The following is a 20,755-nucleotide window of genomic DNA, read 5'->3' as shown; positions in this document are numbered from 1 at the left end:
CGCCACGAAATCGGCGTCTAACCCCAGGACGTTCCATCCCGCGGAATTCCGACGCCCAAGAGCAAAATCTTTCGTCTCCCGGAGCGGATTTCCATTTGTTATGTCCACAAATTTAGACAGGCTTGTCCAATTCGTCAATCACCGCTATATAGATTTTTATGAGGCCCGGCGTTTCTCCTGACACTTTCCCGCCACGCAGCCATGAGGCCAAGCGCATATCGGTGGTCGATGCCGCAGCTTCCGTGTTCTGTAGGGAAGGCTATGCCGGCGCCAATATCGACCTGATCGCGGCCGAGGCCGGCGTCTCGCGCCAGACCGTCTATAATCACCATGGCGACAAGGAAAAGCTCTTCATGGCCGTCGTGCGCGACCTGACGGAGCGCTGCAATGCCGGCATCTTCGCCACCTTTGCAACCTTTCCCGACCAACCTGCCGATCTCGAATCCGATCTTGTCGCCTTTGCGGTGCGCATGAACCGCAACTGCATCTGCAACCGCGACGGCCGCTTCCTGCGCAAGCTGATCCAGGCCGAGGGCGAGCGATATCCGGAGCTTTTTGCCGAGTGGCGCGAACAGGGACCAGGCCGCACCTGGTCGGCGCTAGCCGCCCGCTTCGCGCGGCTTGCCTATGCCGGACACCTGTCGATCGACGATCCGGACGTGGCGGCCCGCCAGTTCATTGCCCTCGTCAACGCCGAGTTGCAGACAACCTTCATGCTCGGCGGCATGCCGACCGAAGAGGAGGTGCTGCGCTCGGCCACCAATGGCGTGCGCACCTTCCTTCGCGCTTTCGGATCGCGGAAAACAACTGTCAGGCAGGCCGCCCTCGCCCACGCCTGAGCGATCAAATCGCCGCCACCCCCTCTTGGCCTCGGCGTTAGGCGCCTATATGCGGTTTACGCCGCGCTCAAGCTTGATTACAGCTATGCGGACGATTCAACGGAACCCGACCGTCACATGGCCGACGACCACATCCGCTACGACATTCTGGCCCAGGAGGCATTGCGCGGCGTCATGCGCAAGGTACTGGCCGAGGTCGCGCGCACCGGTCTTCCGGGCAACCATCATTTCTTCATCACCTTCCTGACCGGTGCGCCGGGCGTGCGCATTTCCTCGCGGCTGCGCGAGCGTTATCCGGAGCAGATGACCATCGTCATCCAGTTCCAGTACTGGGATCTGAAGGTGACCGATACCGGTTTCGAGGTGGGGCTCTCCTTCTCCGACGTGCCTGAAAAGCTCGAAATCCCCTTCTCTGCCGTGCGCGGTTTCTACGACCCATCGGTGAATTTCGAACTGGAATTCGACGTCAAGGCGGAAGGCGCGGCGGAAGATGACGATGCCGCGCCTGCCTCCGAACTGCCGGTTGCCGTCGTCGCCGAAAAGAAACCGGAATCGAAGAAAAAGACCGCCGAGGCCGAGAAGAAGCCGGCCGTCGCCGATACCGGCGGCAAGAGCGCCGACGTGGTTTCGCTCGACGCCTTCCGCAAGAAGTGAACCGGGACATGGGCGAGGTCATCAATCTCCGCCAGGCCCGCAAGCAGAAAGCGCGCATCGAGAAGCAACGCCTGGCCGGTGAGAACCGGGCATTGCATGGCCGCTCCAAGGCCGAGCGAGAGCGTGACCGGCTGACGTCCGACAGGACGGAAAAATTCATGGACGGCCATCGCCGCGAAAAGCCCGGCGATCCGGACGGGCGCTGAGCGCCCCGATGGCTGCCGTCGAAAAGCGCTCGGTGACGATCCGCGGCCACCGCACCAGTTTTTCCCTGGAGCAACCTTTCTACGATGACCTCGTCACGATCGCCGCGCAGCGCTCGATTTCGCTGGCGGCCCTTGTTGCCGAGATCGACGAGACGCGAACCCGCGACGCCAACCTCTCCTCAGCGCTGAGGCTCTACGTGCTGGCCTGGGCCAAGCGCGGCGGCAAGGCGTTTTGACGGGTCCCCGGAGCAATTCCACCAAAAACACGTAGGCGTTTTCCGTCCGGAATCGCATAAACAAAATAGTTCGAGCGAGCCGGCCATCCGGTAGTCCCTGAAGCCGGGCAAGCCTCGCCAGTGCAAAAAGAAAGTTGCCTAATTGACTGATCCCCAGCCGATCACCAACGACACCATCCTGCGGATTCTACATATTGTTCTCATCGATATTCGTGCGACCGATAATCTCGATAAAGCTCGGATGCTTGCTGACGCGCTCCATAATGCGCCAAGCATGATTGCTTCTGGCTGTGAGCCGCAAGACACTTGGACAAGCGTGCTCTCCACCGCTCGTCGGCTTGAGATTGAGCCTTATATCACTTCGCTGCTGAGACACGTTCGATCGCAGCAAAATTCAAACTGAGACACTACTAACCATCATCAAATGCTGAACCGTTCTAGCCGACGGTATCGCTCACGCTCCGCGGCGCCTTGCGCTTGGCGCCGAAGCTGAGCAAGGCCGAGCGGTCGCGCTCCTCCGCCTGCTTTTTCGACCGCACCCGCATCAGGTCCTTCCAGCCGATATAGCCGATGAGCCGTGCATCCTCGCGCGAGACGACCGGAAGATGCGAGACGTTGGCGGTGAGCAGCTTGTCGGACAGCCCTTCCAGATATTCGTCCGGATAGGCGAGCGTGACCTTGCTGCCGGTCAAAAGCTCGCCGAGCGTCGCCTTGCGATGCTTGCCGGCGCGGCGCCAGCGCAGGATCGCCGGCGGATCGACGAGGCCGAGCACATGCCCTTTCCCGTCGATCACCGGAAAGCTCGGATGCCGCGTATCCGGCGCGGTGAGGAATGCCGCCGCGCCATGCAGCGTCATCGTTGCCGGCACGCTCTCGACCTTGGTCGTCATCACTTCGCGCACCCTGGTCAAGGCGAAGGGATCGACCCGATACTCGCGAACGAGGTGATGTCCGCGCCGCGCTACCTTTTCGGTCAGGATCGAGCGCTTCATCAGCAGCACGGTGACGGCATGGGCGCTGGCGCAAGCCGCGATCAGCGGCACCAGCATATGGGTGTTGCCGGTGAGCTCGACCGCGAAAAAGGTCGCGGTCAGCGGCGCGCGCATGGTGCCGCCCATGGTCGCGGCCATCGCCAGCAGCGGCCAGAAGCCGGGCGTCGCCTCGGGCAGGATGCCGGTAAGCGCAGCGCCCATCGCACCGCCCATGATCAAGAGCGGCGCCAGCACGCCGCCCGACGTCCCCGAACCCAGCGCCACCGACCAGATGATGGCCTTCACCACCAGAAGCGTCAGCGCGGCCGCCGCGAGGATATGGCCATCCAACATGTTGGCGATGTTGTCGTAGCCTACGCCGAGCGCCTGCGGTTCGATCAGTCCGCCGATGCCGACCACGAGGCCGCCGATCATCGGCCACCACATCCAGTGTATCGGCAGTTTCTGGAAGGCGTCCTCGCAGGCATAGACCAGCTGCGTCAGCAGGCAGGAAAGAAGCCCAGCGGCAATGCCGACCAGTACCCATCCGCCCAATCCGGCGATCGACGCCTCCATGCTGCCCGAGAACGGGAAGATCGGACCCGGCAGGTGCAGCAAGGTGCGTTCGACTTCCGCAACGATCGCGGCGACGGCGACCGGGATGAAACTGCGCGGCGTCCATTCGAACAGGAGCAGTTCGACGGCGAGCATGATGGCTGCGATCGGCGTGCCGAAGACGGTCGTCATGCCGGCCGCCGCGCCCGCCACCAGCAGGGTCTTGCGCTCATTGTCGCTGACCGGCAGCATCTGCGCGATCAGCGAGCCGATCGCGCCGCCGGTCATGATGATCGGACCCTCGGCGCCGAACGGTCCGCCGGAACCGATAGAGATCGCCGACGACAACGGCTTCAATACCGCCACTTTGGCGTCGAGCCGCGAGCGCCCGAGCAGGATCGCCTCGATCGCTTCGGGAATGCCGTGGCCGCGGATCTTCTCGCTGCCGAAGCGCGCCATCAGCCCGATGATCAGCGCGCCGATCACCGGAACGATCACGGCGGCATAGCCGAGCGGCGTGTCCTCGAGTCTCAGTTCCGCCAGCGAGAACTGGCCGAAATAGGCAATGTTGGTGGCAAGCCTTATCAGCTTCAGCAGCACGATGCCGGCAAACAGCCCGGCGGTCGCGACCACGACCGCGATCGCGGCGATGAGCAGCACCCTTGGATCGGTGGTGAAGTCGCGGAGATGGCTGTTTCCGGCATGAGCGGATTTCATTGGAGCCTGAGCTTTCTGGTGGCGCGATACCGTCCGGTTGTCGGGCGATTACATATCGTACCACGATATAAATCTTCAAGGGCGTTTCTCGATCGTCGGTCCGCGTCATTTTGGACAAGGATCTCACCAGACGCTCTCGAGCCTTCGCAGGAGTTGAGCTTTCGCCGGAAAGGTCCATAAGTCGGAGAATGACGCCGCCGAAAAAATCACGCCCCGCCATCAGCCAGGCCGACTATCAGCGGCTGTCGCAGTTCCGCTATCTCATCCGACGCTTCCTTGAATTCAGCCAGCTTCAGGCGAATGAGGCGGGCTTGACCCCGCGCCAGCACCAGGCGCTGCTGGCGATCAAGGGCTATCCCGGCGGCGGACCTGTGGCGGTCGGCGACCTGGCGGAGCGCTTGCGCATCCGCCACCACAGCGCCGTCGAGTTGGTGAACCGGCTGAGCGAGGCCGGACTGGTCACAAGGGATCAGGACAAGGCCGACAACCGCCGCGTGCTGCTGCAGCTAACGCCTCTTGCCGATGACCGGCTCGCCGAATTGTCGGCCGCTCACCTCGACGAGCTTTCGCGCATCGAGCCCATGCTGCAGCGCCTGCTTTCGCGGCGGGAGCCGGTCTGAGGAACAAGGCAACCAAATGCCGAACCGGCTGCCGATTTGGCGGATAAGTCTCAACCGCCGTCCAGCGATTTCAAGAGATTGTCGATGGTGAATGGATTGGCCTTCGGCTTGGGCGGCTCCGGGGCGGAACTGTCGTTGACGCCGGGAAGCGACCGGTCGACTTTTGGCGTCTGCTCGGCCGCCTTGCGTTCGGCTTCCAGCCTCGCCTGCTCGGCCTTCCTGCGTTGCGCCTCGGCCTGGGCCTTTGCCTCGTCCGCGGCCCGTTGTTCAGCCTTTGCCTTGGCGGCGGCTTCCGCTTCAGCCTTTGCATCAGCTTCCGCCTTGGCGCGCGCCTCGACCTCGGCCTTGGCTTTCTCCTCTTCTTCCGCTTTGGCCTGAGCCTCCGCTTCCGCCCTAGCCTCAGCCTCCGCCTCGGCTTTTGCCCTGGCCTCAGCCTCGGCCTTCTGCCGCGCCTCCTCCTCTTGCCGGCGCAATTCCTCGGCCGCCCGGTCGCGCTCCGTCTGCAGGGCAGCGTAGTAGCGGACCTCGCGCCGCAGCCTCTGCTTCTCGAGCAGTGCCGCCTGCATCGCCTCGACCCGCTGCTGCTCTTTCTCCAGCGCGCGCTGGGTCAGGAACTGCGCCAGCGGCGCGCTGTCGAACTGGCGCGTCATCGCCCCGAGCGGGCCGGCGAGGCTGAAATTCACGGCCGGCTCGGAGCCGACCAGCGCCTCGTCGCCTGGCCGGTAGGTGATCGCGCCCTTTGCTGTGACGGTGCTGGCGCTGAGGTCAGCCATCACGTCCGCCGACAGTGTCGCCGCCGGGTTGTCGAGGCCGATGGGCGGCGCTCGCAGCGTGCCGTTGGCAACGGTGAAGGCGATGTCGGTGTCACCGGCCGCGAAACTGCCCGCGCCGGCGATATCAGGCGCGAAGCTCGCGGTCTTGGCGGCATCGATGTCACGTCCGACTGCATCGGCCTTGGCGATGATAGGGGCAAAGGCATCGGGATTGATGCCGGCGATGGTCAGTCCCTTCAGCGCTGTCGTGCCGGACCCGGACAGGGCGGCGATCATCGCGTCGACCGACTTGCCGCTGGTCGATAGCGCCGCCGAAATGTCGCCGTTGCCGCTGACCCCTGAACCCGGCAGCACTGCCGAAAGATCACTGCCGGCCAGTCTCAACTGCCCCGAAAACAGGCCGGTGCCGTCGGTGTTCTTCAGCTCGAACAGGCCGGTCAGCGCGCCGCCATAGAGCTTGGCCTTGAGGTCCGAGACATGGATGCCTTCCCGGTCGAGCTTCAGCGACAGTGTCGCATCATGCGCGGTGGCGAACGGTCCGGCGGCAAACGCAGCCGTGTTGAGGTCGAGATCGGCGCTGAACGGCAGGGTCGACTTCTGGCTGAACGGCGTGGTTGGCCAGCCGCCGCCTTTCGCGGCAAGGAAGGACTGATCGCCGAACAGCGACACGGCCAGCGGATCGAGGTCGAGTTCGTCGAGCGCCAGCGCGCCGGCAAGATGCGGCAGCCCATCCTTGCTGTCGACGTTGACGTCGCCCGACACCGCGGCCTTGTTGATCGCGCCGGTCAGCCCGCTCAGCACCAGAAGCCCATTGCCGAAATCGGCATCGGCGGCAAGCGATGCCGACGTGCCGGTGCCCATGCCGGGCAGCCCGACGCCGGTTGTCATCAGCCACGGTTCGATGTCGGCGGCGTCGAGGTTGACCTTGCCCTTGGCGGTGGCGCCTTGCTGCGTCTCGGCGACGGTCCCGTCGAAGCTCGCCCTGAAATCGTCGGCCGTGAGATTGAAGCTGGTCGCCAGACCGCCGCCGAGCGAGCCTTTCGCCGAGAGATCGGTGCTTGCCTGTCCAAGCATGCCGAGCGGCAGCGCCGGCAGGCCGTAAAGCGCCAGCAGCGTGGCGGCGTTCTCGTTCCTGGCGTTGAAGGTCAGCGCTACCGGCGCCTCCAGAAGCCGATCGGCGGTACCCTTGCCCGAGAGCGAAGCCGAGAAGGCGGAGCCGCCGGCTCTGCCTTGCGCGGAAAGCGCGAGCCCGGTGGTGCCGTCGCCATTGTCGGCCGCACTCGTCACCAGGTCGATGCGGGCGTCCTGGAACAATTCGGGATAAGCAGATGCGCGGCTGGCCAGACCCTTCAGAAGCTGATTGTCCGGATAATGCTGCGCCGCGACATCGATGAGCGGCTTGAGATCCACCGCCACGACGGATGCGTCGAGCTTGCCGGTCGGGCTTTCCGGAAAGTCCTTGATCCGCCCTGTGGCGCTGATCGAGGCGCCGGCAAGCCCGCCGACCGAGAGCCGGTCGATCTCGAGCAGTCCCTCACGCAGCCTCAACGCCGTATCCACCGTGTCGGCGCTCAAGCCGCCGGCGCTGACCGGGCCCGCCTTGATCTGGAAATCGAGATCGCGGTCAGAGAAGCGGTTGGCGCCCTTGTCGCTGACGAAGATCGAGGCGAAGGCCGCCAGCCCGTCGACGTCGAGTTCGCCGCCCTCCAGCCGCATCAGCACCGAGGGCCTGGCGCCGTCGGGCTGGCTGGAATCGATGCTGCCCGAGAATCTCGCCTTGCCGAGGATGAGCTCGAGATCGCTGAAGGACTGCCGGTTCGCGCTGAGATCGACCTTGGCCTTGAAGCCCGCCGCCGGCAGACGGCGGATCGCGTCGTCGACATCCTTCGACAGCCAGGCGGCGAAACCGGACGGCTGGCCGACGGCAAGCAGCAGGGAGCCCGTGAAGCCGAAACGGTCCTCGACACTCAGCATGCCGTCGGCTTCGAGCGTCGCGCGGCCCGGCAGCGTCGCGGCAAGCGACTTCACCGACCAGCCGCCCTCGACCGGCTCGGCTGAAAGCCGCACGTCGCGCACCGTCGTGTCGCCCGCCACCACCGCCGGCAGCCTGACCTCGACCGTGCCCGGTATCGTCGGCTTCGGCATGTGCAGCAGCGTCTGCTCGAACGCCGCGATGCGCTGATCGAGCGTCAGCCCGGCTCCGGCGGATGCGCCCACCGCCTCGTCGAACTGCACCTGCGCGCCGCTCGCTTCGATCGAGAAATGCGGCTTGAGGCCGAGATCGACCGCGGCCTTGCCATCCGCGGTGTAGGGATTGTCGAGCGGCCCGGTTTCGAAGCGGAATTCGTCGACGCCGAGCTTCTGGTGATCGAGAGCGAATTTGCCGTTCAAACGGAACCCCGGATCGGGCCTGCCGGTGCTGACCTTCACAGGCTCGCCGTCGGTGCCCCGCAATTCGGCCGTGTTCCTGTCGGCCCCGCTCTTGTCAGAGGCCGAAACCTTGAACTGGCCTGAATAGACCGCTGCGCCCCTGACGATGCCGGCATTGCCGTCGGTCTCGATGATCAGCGGATAGGCATCCGGATCGGCCTTCAGCCTGAGGCGCATCCGCCCATTTGCTTCCACCCTGCCGGTGGAGGCCGAGACGTCCGTGCGCAGGCCGTCGAAGCGCAGCGTGCCGTCCATCCGCCACGGTCCGGCAAGCGACTTGGCCGAAACGGTCGAGTTGATCTCGGAGATAAGATGGCTGCGCCCGCCGGCGGCATGGCGCAGTTCGATCTGCCCTCCGGTCACCGTCAGCTTCTCGATCGCGATCTGGCCCGGATCGAAGGGCGTCGACGGCCGGATGGCCCAGTCGACCGTGCCATCGCCGGCGACGTCGATCGTCGCCTTCGGATGCACCAGCCGCATGTCGAAGATCAGCAACTCGCCGCGCAGGAAAGGGGCAAGCTCCGCATCCATGGAGAAGGTCTCCATCGTCATCGCCGGCTGGCCGCCGGGGCCGCCGGCGACCTCGACGTTGGAAAAGGTCACCGAGGGGAACGGCAAAAGCCGCGCGGTCGCATCGCCCTTCACCGTCACCTTGCGGCCGAGGATGGTGCTCGCCTCGCGCTCGAAATCGGCGCGGTAGCCGGTCCAGTCGATGAAATACGGCACCACCAGCGCCGCGCACAGCACCAGCACGAACAGCCCACCGAAGATCACGAACAGGCGTGCGAGCATTTTCTCCCCGGATTGAAGTCAGCCGCACTCTACCCGCATCCGCGTGTCGATAAAGAGGCAATTCGCCGGCGCCGGCATGCGATCAAGGGGCGGCGTACGCGATTGCGCCGCTGCTCGCGGTCGCGATATCATTCGGGGCACGCTCAGTCTCTGCGGCCATGCCGGCCGCGATCGTCCGAACCAAATCGTCAAACGCGGAGCATTCCCGATGTCAGGCAAGAACTGGGACAGGGTGCCGATCGACGCCCAGAGCGTCGATGCCCCGCTGTCGCTCGCTGCGGTCTTCCTCGTCGTCACGGTCGACAGTGATCGGTCGGCCCTCTCCAAGGTGGCCTCGGTGCTCGGCGGGCTTGACGATCTCGTCAAGAATGTCGGCTTCCGCGACCTGTCGGGCCGGTTATCATGCATCGCCGGCATCGGCGCCGACCTATGGGCGCGTCTTTCCCCGGACTGGCGGCCGCGCGAGCTGAAAGCCTTTGCGCCGATCAAGGGACCGGTGCATTCGGCGCCCTCGACGCCGGGCGACCTCCTCTTCCATATCCGTGCTGAACGTTCCGACATGTGCTTCGAGTTCGAGCGCATCCTGCTGGACAGCCTGGAGGGCAGCATCACCGTCGTCGACGAGGTCACCGGCTTTCGCTATTTCGACGCGCGCGACCTGCTTGGCTTCGTCGACGGCACCGCCAACCCGACCGGCCTCGATCTGCCTGCTTCAGCCCTTGTCGGCGACGAGGATGCCGGCTTTGCCGGCGGCAGCTATGTCGTCGTCCAGAAATACCTGCACGATCTCGGTGCCTGGGCCGAAACGCCGACGCACGTCCAGGAAGAGATCATCGGCCGCACCAAGATCGACAACATCGAGATCGATGATGACGACAAGCCGCGCAAATCGCACAAGTCGCTCGCCACGATCGAGGACGACGCCGGCAACGAATTCGACATCCTGCGCGACAACATGCCCTTCGGCCGGCCGGGACAGAAGGAGTTCGGAACATACTTCATCGGCTATACCCGCTATCTGTGGGTGATCGAAAAGATGCTGCAGCGCATGTATGTCGGCGAACCGCCGGGCGCCTACGACAGGCTGCTCGACTTCTCGACGCCGCACACCGGCACGACCTTCTTCGCGCCCACCCGACCCATGCTGCAGAAGCTTGCCGACGGCGCGCAGGATTGAACGGCTTCGCTCGTACGCAAGCCTCCGTCCGAGGTGCACTAATTCCCTATCGCTTGTACCAGTGCGGCCAAGACCGCTCCTTGGCGCACGCTTACCGAAAAATCCCTGGCGATGAATTCGACCGTTGAATCATGAAATGTCAGTATGAAATGCCGATAGCCTGAAAACAGCTCGGGAAAGTGGGACGGATGAACCCGGTTCGCTTTCTCGAAGGATTCTACCCACGAGGAATTTCGAACTTCGAATGCGGAATAGGGCCGTAGGCCTAGTCCATACAGCCGATGCCCGGCGATGGCTTCATCGTTGGGCGGACCAAATTGAACAGCGAGATATGGCTCCGCCGCCAGGATCGCGACGGACTGATCACCAGTCGCGGGCGAAACGGAACGCGCATTGCTGCCGTCAAATGCCGGGTCCGGGACGTTAACAAGATAGGCGATCAAAAGCCGCTCTTCATCCGCGAAAACGCGTGGCAACGGAGCGCCGGCCGATGATGGCGGTAGGTCAACCGGCGCCAGGCTTTCGGTTGTGGACATGACTTAGTGACCTATACCCGGCAAGATCTTGCCCGGGTTCATGATGTTCAGCGGATCGAGCGCCTGCTTGATCGTGCGCATGACGTCGACGCCGTGGCCGAGCTCGTGGCGCAGGAAGCCGACCTTCCCTTGGCCGATGCCGTGCTCGCCGGTGCAGGTTCCCTCCATGGCGATCGCCCGCATGTTGAGCCTGGCGACGAATTTCTCGGCGAGCGCGATCTCTTGCGGGTTGTCGACATCCATCAGCACCAGCACGTGGAAATTGCCGTCGCCGGCATGGCCGACGATCGGCGCAATCAGGCCCATCTCGGCGATATCGGCCTCGGTTTCGGTGACGCATTCGGCGAGCCGCGAGATCGGCACGCAGACATCGGTCGAAAGCCCCTTGGCGCCGGGGCGCAGCGTCAGCGACGACCAGTAGGCGTCGTGCCGTGCCTTCCACAGCTTCGTCCGTTCCTCGGCGACGCTGGTCCACAGGAACGGTCCCCCGCCCTGTTCCTCGGCGATCATGCCGAAGGTTTCGGCCTGTTCGGCGACGCCGGCATCGCTGCCGTGGAATTCGACGAACAGGCACGGGCTCTCCGGATAGTCGAGCTTGGAATAGTTCTTCATCGCCCGCATCTGCAACGCATTGACCAGCTCGATGCGCGCCACCGGGATGCCCATCTGGATGGTCGCGATCACCGTGTTGCAGGCGGCCTCCAGGCTGGGGAACGGGCAGACGCCGCCCGAGATCGCCTGCGGAATGCCCTGGAGTCTCAGCGTCAGCGAAGTGATGATGCCGAGCGTGCCTTCCGAACCGACCAGCAGTCGTGTCAGGTCATAGCCGGCCGAGCTTTTCTTCGCCCGCTTGCCGGTCGTCACCGCTTCGCCGTCGGCCATGACCGCCGTCAGCGACAGCACGTTCTCGCGCATGGTGCCATAGCGCACGGCATTGGTGCCGGAGGCGCGTGTCGCCGCCATACCGCCGAGCGAGGCGTTGGCGCCGGGATCGATCGGGAAGAACAGGCCGGTGTCGCGCAGATGCTGGTTGAGGTCCTCACGCGTCACGCCGGGCTCGACCGTGCAGTCGAGATCCTGCGGATTGACCGCAAGGATGCGGTTCATCCGCGAGGTGTCGATCGAGATGCCGCCGCCCGGCGCATTGGTATGGCCCTCGAGCGAGGAGCCGACGCCAAAGGCGATCACCGGCACGCGATGCGCGGCGCAGGCGCGCACGATCTCCTGCACCTCCGGCGTGGTTTCAGCAAAGACCACGCCGTCCGGCGCCTGGGTCGGGATATAGGTGGTGGTATGCGCGTGTTGGCCGCGGATCGCCTCGCCGGTCTGGAAGCGCTCGCCGAAGCGCTGCTTGAGGATGCCGAGCACAGTGGCGATCCCTTCCTCGTTGCGCTCGATGGGATTGAGGTCGCTCAAAGCCATGAATTCCTCCGCGAATGGACCAGCGGCCACTCTTGCCATGCAGCTATGGATGATGCCTAAAGCAATTCCGGGAAAAATGTGAAGCGGTTTTCCGTCCGGAATTGCGCCGGAACAAGAGAACCCCACCAGCCACGCCCTGTCCAGCGACGATCAAGGAAGACCAGATGCCAATTCCCGCACCGATCATTTCCGGCCCGATGGCGATCGAGAAAGATTGGATCGACTATAACGGCCATCTCAACATGGCCTACTACAACGTGCTGTTCGACCGCTGCTCGGACGAAGCCTTCGAATTGATGGGCATGGGGCCGAACTATGCCAAGGAGCGCCGCCTCACCATCTACACGGCGGAAATCCATGTCTGCTACGTGCAAGAGCTTCACCTCGATCATAAAGTGAACGTCTCGTTCCAGCTCATCGACCATGACGAGAAGCGGCTGAGGGCCTATCAGGAAATCCGCCACGTCGACGGCTGGCTGGCCGCCACATCCGAATCGCTCTCGCTGCATGTCGATATGGCCGGTCCGAAGGTCGCCCCCTTCCCGGCCGATGTGATGGCAAAGGTTGAAGCCATGCGCGCCATCCACGCCGCGCTGCCGATGCCGGAGCGTGCCGGCCGTTCGATCGGCATCAAACGCAAGGGCGCTTGAAGCACCCGGACGCCCGCGTTAACCTTACCAAGGTTTTAACGTGAACAACTCACTTGAGTCCGTTGAACGACTCAGTGGCGCGTTCGAAAACCGCCGCACCGGGTTTACGCGCGGGCGGCAGGCGGAATGCGGTGCGAGGACAGTGCATGAAAACCGACATCAAGATCGAAGTGGAGCGGTTGGCGGCCGATCCACGCATCACCGACTATGATTTCTGGCGATCGCTGAAGAACGTCAACAACGAGATTTTTCACATCGCCAACAACAACGAGCCCATTCCCTTCGACATGATCCGCTGGCGCGCGATTCTCAAGCAGGCGCGCATTAAGCGCGGTCACACCGAGCCCTCAGCGCTCCCTTAGACCGCGAAGCGGCGAGCGCGGCTCTACCGGCGACGACTGGATGATGGCGGTGTTGGTCATCGCATAGGGAATGATCCTGTCGATCACCCGCTCCAGTTCGATGACCGAGCCGACATGCGCCAGCGCGATGAAGCAGTCCTCGCCGGTCACCCGGTCGCATTGCGCGATTTCCGGCAACTCGCGGATGACATCGGTTACGACGGCGAGTTGCCCGGGCACCGGCCGGATCCGCAGCCAAGCCGAAAGCTTCATGCCGAGCGCCGCCGGATTGATCCTCACCGTATAGGCCTCGATCACACCGTTTTCCTGCAACTTGCGGATGCGCTCGGCAACGCTCGGCGCGGAGAGCCCGACGGCACGCGCCAGCTCAGCCGTGCTGGTACGCGCATCCTTTTCCAGCAACCGCAGGATTTTCAGGTCCGCCGCATCCAGCGCCGGATTTTCGTTTCGAAGGCGTTTCAAGAGAATTCTCTTTCTTCAGAAAGTAAACGGCCATCAAAGCCATTTATCGATCATATGAACTATAAAGTTCGCCTGCGATAATGATCAAATGAATTCCAAAGCGCTAGTTCGCACGACAAACCGGACCGCTGGCGACGCCGACGCCGCGCGCCCTGCCCTCGCCGGGCTGGCCAATGCGCTGCCGCCGCATGTCTGGTTCTGCGTCAGCGCGATCTTCCACTATCTTGGGCCGGCCTTCGCCGTGCTTTTGTTCGCCCAGGTCGGCGTGCTCGGCATGGCTTGGCTGCGCATCGCCACGGCCGCGCTCGTCTTCGCGCCGCTTACCAGGCCATGGACGGTCTTCGCGCGCGCCGACCGCTCGGCCCGCCTGCTTCTGTTGGCCCTCGGCGCCTGCCTGGCGGTGATGAACTGCGCCTTCTATCTGGCCCTCGACCGGCTGCCGATCTCGCTGGTCGCTGCGATCGAATTCGTCGGCACCATCGGCGTCGCGCTCGTCGGCCTCAGGAGCCGGCGCAATGTCGCGGCGCTCGCCGTCGCCGTCGCCGGCACCTTGCTGCTGATCGACATCAAATGGTCCAGCGATCCGATCGGCCTGTTCTGGGCCTTTCTCAACGGCGCGCTGTTCGTCGGCTACATCGTGCTGGGCCACCGCATGGCCCAGACCGGAATAGGCATTGCCGGCCTCGGCACGGCCATGGCGATCGCCTTCCTGGTCGTGTTGCCCATCGGCTTCAGCGAGGCGTTGCCGGCCTTTTCGGCCCCGCAACTGCTGATCGCCGCCATCGGCGTCGGCATCTGCTCGTCGGTGATCCCCTATATCTGTGACCAGCTCGCCATGGCGCGGCTGCCCCGCGCGAGCTTCGCCTTGATGCTCTCGCTCCTGCCGCTCACCGCGACGCTGATCGGCGTCGTCATATTGCGGCAGGTTCCGAGCCTCACCGATTGCCTCGGCATCGCGCTGGTCGTGGCGGGCGTCGCCATGCACAAGCCCGCGACCGATGCCTAAGTCGCTCAGTCACACCAGTTTCTCTTTCAGAAACGCGATCGTCCTTCCCCAGGCGAGATCCGCGGCCTTCTTGTCGTAGCGGGCGGCCGAGGTGTCGTTGTTGAAGGCATGGTTGACGCCGTCATAGACATAGACGGTGTACTCGACATGCGCGGCATCGAGCGCCTTCTTGTAGGCATCGATGCCGGCGTCGATGCGCTCGTCCAGCCCGGCATAGTGCAACAGCAGCGCCGCCTTGATCTTCGGCACGTCCTCGGCCTTCGGCTGCATGCCGTAGTAGGCGACGCCGGCGCTGAGGTCCGGCGCATTGACGGCCAGCGTGTTCACCGTGCCGCCGCCCCAGCAGAAGCCGACCGCGCCGACCTTGCCGTTGCCGTCCTTATAGCCCTTGAGATAGGCGACCGTCGCGACACCATCGGCAACGACTTGGGCAGGGTCGAGCTTGGTGAACATGTCGCGCGCCTTGTCCTCGTCGGCGGGCGTGCCGCCGAGCGGCGACAGGAAATCCGGCGCCAGCGCGACAAAGCCTTCCAGCGCCACGCGCCGGGCGACATCGCGGATATGCGGGTTGAGACCCCGGTTCTCATGGATGACGATGACAGTTCCAACCTTGCCGGATCGATCTGCCGGCCTGACCAGGTAGGCCTTCATCTCGCCGCTGCTGCCGGGAAAGGTGATGTCCTCGCCCTTCACGCGCGGTTCGTCCTCGGCGACGATCGCCGCCTTAGCCGAATTCGCCGCCAGTATCGGCGCGATCGCCGCGGCCGCGGCGCCCGATCCGGCGAGCGTGGTCAGTTGCTCCATGAAACGCCGCCGGTCGAGCGTCAGATGCGTGTATTCGTCATAGGCATCGATCATCGCCTGGGTGATGACGGGCTTTGCGAGAGGTTCGGTCATGGCTCTCCTCGACGGCTGTCCGACGCGCAAGATAGGGTTGGAACGCGCGCGGTCCAGTCATCCGCTGGCGAAGGTGCTGGTCCAGAAATACGATGTGATGGCCGCCGGACCCGACCTCACCAATCAGGTGCTCGGGCAGGTGCCTGGCTGAGAAGCCAACTCGGTTTGCGAACGGACGCGGCTATTTCGGCAGCGTGTAGGCCATCACATAATCGCCCGGCTTGGTGCCGACCGAGCCATGGCCGCCGGCGACGATGACCACGAACTGGCGGCCGTCGGCGACCGTGTAGGTCATCGGCGTCGACTGCCCGCCCGCCGGCAGCCTTGCCCGCCAGAGCTGCCTACCTGTGGTGAGGTCGTAGGCGCGCAGATAGTCGTCGACCGCGGCGCCGAGGAAGGCGACCCCGCCGGCCGTGATCATCGGCCCGCCGATGCCCGGCACGCCGACCTTGAACGGCAGCGGCAGCGGCGTCATGTCGTAGACGGTGCCGTTGCGATGCTTGTAGGCGATCTGGCCGGTCCTGAGGTCGACGCCGGCGACATAGCCCCACGGCGGCGCCTGGCAGGGAAGGCCGAGCGGCGACAGGAACGGCCCCATCACCACGGCGTAAGGCGCGCCCTCGTTGCGGTTGAGCCCCTGTTCGCTGCCCTTGGCATTGTCGCCCGGCGGCGGCACGTCCGCGCGCGGGATGAGCTTCGACGTGAAGGCGAGATAAGTCGGCATGCCGAACATCACCTGCCGCACCGGGTCGACCGCGACGCCGCCCCAGTTGAAGACGCCGAAATTGCCGGGATAGATCAGCGAGCCCTGCAGCGAGGGCGGCGTGTAGCGCCCCTCGTAGCGCAATTTCCTGAGCGCGATCCGGCATGCCAGCTGGTCGAACATGGTGATGCCCCACATGTCGGCGCCCGTCAGCGGCTTGGGATTGAACGAAAGCCCCGATTCCGGCTGCGTCGGCGATGTATGGTCGCCCTCGATCGCGCCGCCCGGCGCCGGCATTTCCTTCACCGGGACGATCGGCTCGCCGGTGCGCCGGTCAAGCACATAGAGATCGCCCTGCTTGGTCGGTCCGACCAGCGCCGGCACGACCGCGCCGCTGGCCGAGGTGATGTCGATGAGCGTCGGCTGCGCCGGCACGTCCATGTCCCACAGATCGTGATGCACCAGCTGGCGAACCCAGCGCAACTGCCCGGTGTTGAGGTCGAGCGCGGTGATCGAGGAGGAGAATTTCTCGACATTGGCGCTGCGGCCCATGCCGAGCTGGTCCGGCGTCTGGTTGCCGAGCGGCAGGTAGAGCAGGCCGAGCTTTTCGTCGGCGCTCGCTGTCGACCACATGTTGGGCGAGTTGTGGGTGTAGCTTTGCCCGGCCGGCAGCGGCGTCGTCTGGTCCGGATTCCCGGAATCCCAGTTCCACAGCAACGCGCCTGTGCCGGCATCGTAGGCACGGATGACCCCCGACGGCTCCTCGGTCGAATAATTGTCGTTGACCGCGCCGCCGACGATGATCTTGCCGGCGACGATAAGCGGCGCCGAGGTCGAATAATAATAGCCCGACTTCGGATACGGCATATTGGTCATCAGGTTCAGCGTGCCGCCCTCGGCGAAGGACGGGCACACCTGCCCGTTCGCCGCGTCGAGCGCGATGAGGCGCGCGTCGGACGTCGGCAGATAGACACGGGCGGCGCAGGGCTGCCCAGCCGCGATCTTGGCGTCGGCGTAGTAGGACACGCCGCGGCAGGTCTGGTGCTGGCGGTTGGGGTCGAGCTTGATCTTCGGATCGTAGCGCCATTTTTCCTTGCCGCTCGCGGCATCGATGGCGATGGCGAAATTGTGCGGCGTGCAGATGAACAGCGCATCGCCCACTTTCAGCGGCGTCACCTGGTAGGTCGTCTCGCCGATGTCGTCGGGACCTTTCACATCGCCGGTGCGATAAGTCCAGGCCGGCTGCAGCTTGGCGACGTTTTCCGGCGTGATCTGGCCGAGCGGCGAATAGCGCTGGCCGTGCGGCGTGCGGCCGTAAAAATGCCATTCGCCGGCCGGCATGTCGCCGCCGAGATTGGCAGTCGGCGTTACCTTGTCCGTGCCGAGGCTGCCGCCGATATCCTTGGGGTCGGCGGTCATCGAATAGCCGGCCACCGCGAGCGAGGCGAGCACAGCCAGGATCAGCGGCGCGCGACCGTCGGGGCCGGTAAATCCTCGCCTTGCCCATGGCGTCAGCAGCCACAGCGCGATCAGCACGATGACGCCGCCGCGCGGACCGAGCTGCCACCAGTCGAAGCCGATCTCCCACACAGCCCAGCACAGAGTGGCGATCACGAACGCAGCGTAGAGCCATAGCGATGTCGACCTGCGCCTGACGAGCAGCCAGGCAGTGATCAGGAAGACCAGGCCGGCGATGGCGTAGTACCAGCTGCCGCCCAATGTCCCCAGCCAGATGCCGCCGCCGCCGAGAACCAGACCGATGAGGAAGAGGACGAGGGAGGTGATGGTGACAGCCAAGACGATACTCCTTCGACTGTTGCTCGCCTGAGGCGACTCTCCAGGCAACGGCATGCCGTCCCTGCCCTGCCGGCAGCTTTTCCTCACCGGCCGCGCCTGTCAAGCGAACCGGGGCGGTGCAAAAATGGAACAAAACGTAGACACTTCTGGCCTTTCGCTACCGAATCACTACATTCGGGGCGATGTCCGGCTTTTCCGAAGACATGCCCTTCTTTGACGAACCGAATGCGCGGCCCGCGGCCCCGTCCGGTATTGCCGCGCGCGCCATGGCTGCCCGCAGCGCCCAAAACAGTGCGCCCGACTATCTGAAAGGCCTCAATCCCGAGCAGCGGCTTGCTGTCGAAACAACGGAAGGCCCGGTTCTGGTGCTGGCCGGCGCCGGCACTGGCAAGACGCGGGTCCTGACCACGCGCATCGCCCACATCCTTGCCACCGGCAGGGCTTTCCCGTCGCAGATTCTCGCCGTCACCTTCACCAACAAAGCCGCGCGCGAGATGAAGCAGCGTATCGGCATCCTGATCGGCGAAGGCAATGTCGAGGGCATGCCGTGGCTCGGCACCTTCCACTCGATTGGCGTCAAGCTCTTGCGCCGCCATGCCGAGCTTGCCGGACTGAAATCCGATTTCACCATCCTCGACACCGACGACGTGGTGCGGCTGATCAAGCAGATCATCCAGGCCGAAGGGCTGGACGACAAGCGCTGGCCGGCCAAGCAGTTCGCGCAGATGATCGACAACTGGAAGAACAAGGGCCTCGGTCCGGACGAGATTGCGGAAGGCGACGCGCGCAGCTTCGGCAACGGCAAGGGCCGTCAGCTCTACAAGGCCTATCAGGAACGGCTGCAGACGCTGAATTCCTGCGACTTCGGCGATCTGCTCTATCACCCGATCCGCATCTTCCGCGCCTATCCGGACGTGCTGAAGGAATATCACCGCAAATTCAAATACATCCTGGTCGACGAGTACCAGGACACCAACACCGCGCAATACATGTGGCTTCGCTTGCTGGCGCAGCGGCCCAGCAGTCCGAGGAGTGGTTCCCCGCAAATCCCTAGCGCGTCCAAATCTGCGCCTTTCGACAGAACCGAGGCAGGCCAATACAGATCCCCAGCGCCCGAAGAGGATCCACCAGAGCACAACCGTGATTGGGATGTTTCGGCCGAAGGCCGCAAGCCCGACCGGGCGTCCGAGCCGTTGCGAGGCCCCCGCGGAGGGCCCGCGCCGGCAGGCGCGGAACAGCCCGTGAGCGTGAATATCTGCTGCGTCGGCGACGACGACCAGTCGATTTACGGCTGGCGCGGCGCCGAGGTCGACAACATCCTGCGCTTCGACAAGGATTTTCCGGGTGCCACCATCATCCGGCTGGAGCGCAACTACCGCTCCACCGCGCACATCCTGGGCGCGGCCTCGCATCTGATCGCCTACAATGAAGGCCGTTTCGGCAAGACGCTGTTCACCGACCGCGACGACCCTGACGACGACAAGGTGCATGTCCATGCCGCCTGGGATTCCGAGGAAGAGGCGCGCGCCATCGGCGAGACCATCGAGGCCTACCAGCGCCCCGACAGGCAAGGCAATCGGCACAACCTCAACGACATGGCGATTCTCGTCCGCGCGTCCTTCCAGATGCGCGCCTTCGAAGACCGTTTCATCACGCTCGGCTTGAACTATCGCGTCATCGGCGGCCCGCGTTTCTACGAGCGGCTGGAGATCCGCGACGCGCTGGCCTTCTTCCGCGTCGTTGCCAACAGCGGCGACGACCTCGCCTTCGAGCGCATCGTCAACGTGCCGAAGCGCGGGCTTGGCGAAGCGACCATCCGCCAGATCCACGACACGGCGCGCGCCATGCGTATCCCGATGCTGGAGGCCGCCGCGACGCTGGCCGAAAGCGACGAGCTGAAACCGAAGCCGCGCGCAGCACTCCGCGAGGTCGCCGCCAACTTCGAACGCTGGCAGAAGGCGCTGGAGACCACGCCCCACACCGAGCTCGCCGAGACCATCCTCGAGGAGAGCGGCTACACCGACATGTGGAAGAACGACCGTTCGGCCGAGGCGCCAGGGCGGTTGGAGAACCTCAAGGAACTGATCCGCTCCATGGAGGAGTACGAGTCGCTGCGCTCCTTCCTCGAGCATGTCGCGCTGGTCATGGAGGCCGAGCAGGGCGAGTCGCTCGACGCGGTCTCGATCATGACGCTGCACTCGGCCAAGGGTCTCGAATTCGAGACCGTCTTCCTCCCCGGCTGGGAGGAAGGCCTCTTTCCCCATCAGCGCGCGCTGGACGAAGGCGGCCGTTCCGGCCTGGAGGAAGAGCGCCGGCTTGCCTATGTCGGCCTGACGCGGGCCAAGAAGAACCTGCACATCTGGTTCGTCTCCAACCGCCTCATCCATGGTCTGTGGCAATCGACGATCCCGTCGCGCTTCCTCGACGAATTGCCGGAGACTCATGTCGATGTCGCCGACAGCGGCAATTCCTATGGCGGTTATGGCAACCCTTACGGCGGCGGCTCATTCGCCTCGGGCCGCGGCGGCGGCCGGCAAAACCCCTACGGCGCCTCGCGCTTCGACAATATCGGCGCCGAGAAATCGGGCAGCTTCTCCAACACCTATGCGACGCCCGGCTGGCAGCGCGCGCAGGCCAACCGCACCGAGGCGACCGATCGCAACTGGGGCACGCGCTCCGGCCATCAGGTCGAGCGCATCGGCTATGGCGAGACCGATAGCGGCTATGGCGCCGGCCGCACCTCGGTCAAGGGCCGCACCATCGATGGCGAATTGGTCGCCAAATCCGTCGCCGACACGCCGTCGGCCTTCAGCGTCGGCGACCGCGTGTTCCATCAAAAATTCGGCAACGGCAACATTGCGGCGATCGATGGCAACAAGCTCACCATCGATTTCGACAAGGCCGGCCAGAAACGCGTGCTGGACGGCTTCGTCACCGGGGTTTGAGCAGC

At 64.5% G+C, this 20,755-nt stretch carries 19 protein-coding genes; 12 read left to right on the top strand and 7 right to left on the bottom strand.

Going from position 1 to position 20,755, the window contains the following annotated elements:
- Window positions 1–158 precede the first annotated feature (158 nt).
- The 5 genes from EJ067_RS28755 to EJ067_RS28735 all read left to right on the top strand — a co-directional run bounded on the left by EJ067_RS28755 (window position 159) and on the right by EJ067_RS28735 (window position 2,338).
- Entirely contained in the window at window positions 159–839 is a 681-nt protein-coding gene (locus EJ067_RS28755; protein ID WP_126088526.1) for a TetR/AcrR family transcriptional regulator, read from the top strand.
- Between the two features lie 117 nt (window positions 840–956).
- Entirely contained in the window at window positions 957–1,493 is a 537-nt protein-coding gene (locus tag EJ067_RS28750; protein WP_126088525.1) for an SspB family protein, read from the top strand.
- 8 nt (window positions 1,494–1,501) lie between these two features.
- Window positions 1,502–1,699 (top strand): DUF4169 family protein, encoded by a 198-nt coding sequence (locus EJ067_RS28745; protein WP_126088524.1) that lies wholly within the window; start codon window positions 1,502–1,504, stop codon window positions 1,697–1,699.
- Between the two features lie 8 nt (window positions 1,700–1,707).
- Complete coding sequence (locus EJ067_RS28740) at window positions 1,708–1,935, top strand: ribbon-helix-helix domain-containing protein (RefSeq protein WP_126088523.1); 228 nt, start codon at window positions 1,708–1,710, stop codon at window positions 1,933–1,935.
- Between the two features lie 142 nt (window positions 1,936–2,077).
- Window positions 2,078–2,338: a hypothetical protein gene (locus EJ067_RS28735; protein WP_126088522.1), complete on the top strand. Its 261-nt coding sequence runs from the start codon at window positions 2,078–2,080 to the stop codon at window positions 2,336–2,338.
- Window positions 2,339–2,372: 34 nt separating this feature from the next.
- Here EJ067_RS28735 and EJ067_RS28730 read toward each other — a convergent pair whose 3' ends face one another.
- On the bottom strand, window positions 2,373–4,178 hold the full coding sequence (locus EJ067_RS28730) for a chloride channel protein (RefSeq protein WP_126088521.1): 1,806 nt from the start codon (window positions 4,176–4,178) through the stop codon (window positions 2,373–2,375).
- A 188-nt stretch (window positions 4,179–4,366) separates the two neighbouring features.
- Here EJ067_RS28730 and EJ067_RS28725 point away from each other — a divergent pair, with 188 nt between their 5' ends.
- Window positions 4,367–4,798 (top strand): helix-turn-helix domain-containing protein, encoded by a 432-nt coding sequence (locus EJ067_RS28725; RefSeq protein ID WP_126088520.1) that lies wholly within the window; start codon window positions 4,367–4,369, stop codon window positions 4,796–4,798.
- Between the two features lie 50 nt (window positions 4,799–4,848).
- On the opposite strand, the gene EJ067_RS28720 is transcribed toward EJ067_RS28725, so the two are convergent.
- Window positions 4,849–8,793, bottom strand: coding sequence for an AsmA family protein (locus EJ067_RS28720; RefSeq protein ID WP_126088519.1), 3,945 nt, complete (start codon window positions 8,791–8,793; stop codon window positions 4,849–4,851).
- Between the two features lie 208 nt (window positions 8,794–9,001).
- Here EJ067_RS28720 and EJ067_RS28715 point away from each other — a divergent pair, with 208 nt between their 5' ends.
- Complete coding sequence (locus EJ067_RS28715) at window positions 9,002–9,970, top strand: Dyp-type peroxidase (RefSeq protein ID WP_126088518.1); 969 nt, start codon at window positions 9,002–9,004, stop codon at window positions 9,968–9,970.
- 38 nt (window positions 9,971–10,008) lie between these two features.
- Here EJ067_RS28715 and EJ067_RS28710 read toward each other — a convergent pair whose 3' ends face one another.
- Together EJ067_RS28710 and EJ067_RS28705 are read right to left on the bottom strand one after the other, a co-directional pair.
- Window positions 10,009–10,506, bottom strand: a complete 498-nt coding sequence (locus tag EJ067_RS28710) for a hypothetical protein (protein ID WP_126088517.1) — start codon at window positions 10,504–10,506, stop codon at window positions 10,009–10,011.
- A gap of 3 nt (window positions 10,507–10,509) precedes the next feature.
- The gene (locus tag EJ067_RS28705) at window positions 10,510–11,928 is read right to left on the bottom strand and encodes an FAD-linked oxidase C-terminal domain-containing protein (protein WP_126088516.1); all 1,419 of its coding nucleotides are present in this window, start codon (window positions 11,926–11,928) and stop codon (window positions 10,510–10,512) included.
- Window positions 11,929–12,092: 164 nt separating this feature from the next.
- Here EJ067_RS28705 and EJ067_RS28700 point away from each other — a divergent pair, with 164 nt between their 5' ends.
- Together EJ067_RS28700 and EJ067_RS28695 are read left to right on the top strand one after the other, a co-directional pair.
- Window positions 12,093–12,578 carry a thioesterase family protein gene (locus EJ067_RS28700; protein WP_126088515.1) on the top strand — a complete coding sequence of 162 codons (486 nt, stop codon included), beginning with the start codon at window positions 12,093–12,095 and terminating at the stop codon, window positions 12,576–12,578.
- 146 nt (window positions 12,579–12,724) lie between these two features.
- Window positions 12,725–12,940, top strand: coding sequence for a hypothetical protein (locus tag EJ067_RS28695; protein WP_126088514.1), 216 nt, complete (start codon window positions 12,725–12,727; stop codon window positions 12,938–12,940).
- On the opposite strand, the gene EJ067_RS28690 is transcribed toward EJ067_RS28695, so the two are convergent.
- Window positions 12,926–13,402 carry an Lrp/AsnC family transcriptional regulator gene (locus EJ067_RS28690; protein WP_126088513.1) on the bottom strand — a complete coding sequence of 159 codons (477 nt, stop codon included), beginning with the start codon at window positions 13,400–13,402 and terminating at the stop codon, window positions 12,926–12,928. The genes EJ067_RS28695 and EJ067_RS28690 overlap by 15 nt on opposite strands.
- 88 nt (window positions 13,403–13,490) lie before the next feature.
- Here EJ067_RS28690 and EJ067_RS28685 point away from each other — a divergent pair, with 88 nt between their 5' ends.
- Window positions 13,491–14,408 (top strand): EamA family transporter, encoded by a 918-nt coding sequence (locus EJ067_RS28685; protein WP_126088512.1) that lies wholly within the window; start codon window positions 13,491–13,493, stop codon window positions 14,406–14,408.
- A 9-nt stretch (window positions 14,409–14,417) separates the two neighbouring features.
- Here the strand turns inward: EJ067_RS28685 and EJ067_RS28680 are convergent, their stop codons facing one another.
- Window positions 14,418–15,305, bottom strand: coding sequence for a dienelactone hydrolase family protein (locus EJ067_RS28680; RefSeq protein ID WP_126088511.1), 888 nt, complete (start codon window positions 15,303–15,305; stop codon window positions 14,418–14,420).
- Here EJ067_RS28680 and EJ067_RS34760 point away from each other — a divergent pair.
- Window positions 15,304–15,456: a hypothetical protein gene (locus tag EJ067_RS34760; RefSeq protein ID WP_189510155.1), complete on the top strand. Its 153-nt coding sequence runs from the start codon at window positions 15,304–15,306 to the stop codon at window positions 15,454–15,456. The two genes, EJ067_RS28680 and EJ067_RS34760, sit on opposite strands and share 2 nt — an antisense overlap.
- 30 nt (window positions 15,457–15,486) lie before the next feature.
- Here EJ067_RS34760 and EJ067_RS28675 read toward each other — a convergent pair whose 3' ends face one another.
- On the bottom strand, window positions 15,487–17,805 hold the full coding sequence (locus EJ067_RS28675) for a glucose/quinate/shikimate family membrane-bound PQQ-dependent dehydrogenase (RefSeq protein WP_126088510.1): 2,319 nt from the start codon (window positions 17,803–17,805) through the stop codon (window positions 15,487–15,489).
- Window positions 17,806–17,987: 182 nt separating this feature from the next.
- Between EJ067_RS28675 and EJ067_RS28670 the strand changes: the two genes are divergently transcribed.
- A complete protein-coding gene (locus tag EJ067_RS28670) occupies window positions 17,988–20,750 on the top strand; it encodes a UvrD-helicase domain-containing protein (RefSeq protein WP_126088509.1) in 2,763 nt (920 codons plus the stop codon).
- Window positions 20,751–20,755: the final 5 nt, after the last annotated feature.

Origin of the sequence: Mesorhizobium sp. M1D.F.Ca.ET.043.01.1.1 (assembly GCF_003952385.1) — a bacterium.
Taxonomy (GTDB): domain Bacteria; phylum Pseudomonadota; class Alphaproteobacteria; order Rhizobiales; family Rhizobiaceae; genus Mesorhizobium.
This window is presented reverse-complemented; position numbering and strand designations above follow the sequence as displayed.

Coding starts and splice junctions, on each gene's coding strand:
- EJ067_RS28715 (WP_126088518.1), top strand. CDS start 9,002: ATGTCAGGCAAGAACTGGGACAGGGTGCCGATCGACGCCCAGAGCGTC.
- EJ067_RS28695 (WP_126088514.1), top strand. CDS start 12,725: ATGAAAACCGACATCAAGATCGAAGTGGAGCGGTTGGCGGCCGATCCA.
- EJ067_RS28685 (WP_126088512.1), top strand. CDS start 13,491: ATGAATTCCAAAGCGCTAGTTCGCACGACAAACCGGACCGCTGGCGAC.
- EJ067_RS34760 (WP_189510155.1), top strand. CDS start 15,304: ATGGCTCTCCTCGACGGCTGTCCGACGCGCAAGATAGGGTTGGAACGC.
- EJ067_RS28720 (WP_126088519.1), bottom strand. CDS start 8,793: ATGCTCGCACGCCTGTTCGTGATCTTCGGTGGGCTGTTCGTGCTGGTG.
- EJ067_RS28725 (WP_126088520.1), top strand. CDS start 4,367: ATGACGCCGCCGAAAAAATCACGCCCCGCCATCAGCCAGGCCGACTAT.
- EJ067_RS28750 (WP_126088525.1), top strand. CDS start 957: ATGGCCGACGACCACATCCGCTACGACATTCTGGCCCAGGAGGCATTG.
- EJ067_RS28705 (WP_126088516.1), bottom strand. CDS start 11,928: ATGGCTTTGAGCGACCTCAATCCCATCGAGCGCAACGAGGAAGGGATC.
- EJ067_RS28680 (WP_126088511.1), bottom strand. CDS start 15,305: ATGACCGAACCTCTCGCAAAGCCCGTCATCACCCAGGCGATGATCGAT.
- EJ067_RS28710 (WP_126088517.1), bottom strand. CDS start 10,506: ATGTCCACAACCGAAAGCCTGGCGCCGGTTGACCTACCGCCATCATCG.
- EJ067_RS28745 (WP_126088524.1), top strand. CDS start 1,502: ATGGGCGAGGTCATCAATCTCCGCCAGGCCCGCAAGCAGAAAGCGCGC.
- EJ067_RS28740 (WP_126088523.1), top strand. CDS start 1,708: ATGGCTGCCGTCGAAAAGCGCTCGGTGACGATCCGCGGCCACCGCACC.
- EJ067_RS28755 (WP_126088526.1), top strand. CDS start 159: ATGAGGCCCGGCGTTTCTCCTGACACTTTCCCGCCACGCAGCCATGAG.
- EJ067_RS28700 (WP_126088515.1), top strand. CDS start 12,093: ATGCCAATTCCCGCACCGATCATTTCCGGCCCGATGGCGATCGAGAAA.
- EJ067_RS28730 (WP_126088521.1), bottom strand. CDS start 4,178: ATGAAATCCGCTCATGCCGGAAACAGCCATCTCCGCGACTTCACCACC.
- EJ067_RS28670 (WP_126088509.1), top strand. CDS start 17,988: ATGTCCGGCTTTTCCGAAGACATGCCCTTCTTTGACGAACCGAATGCG.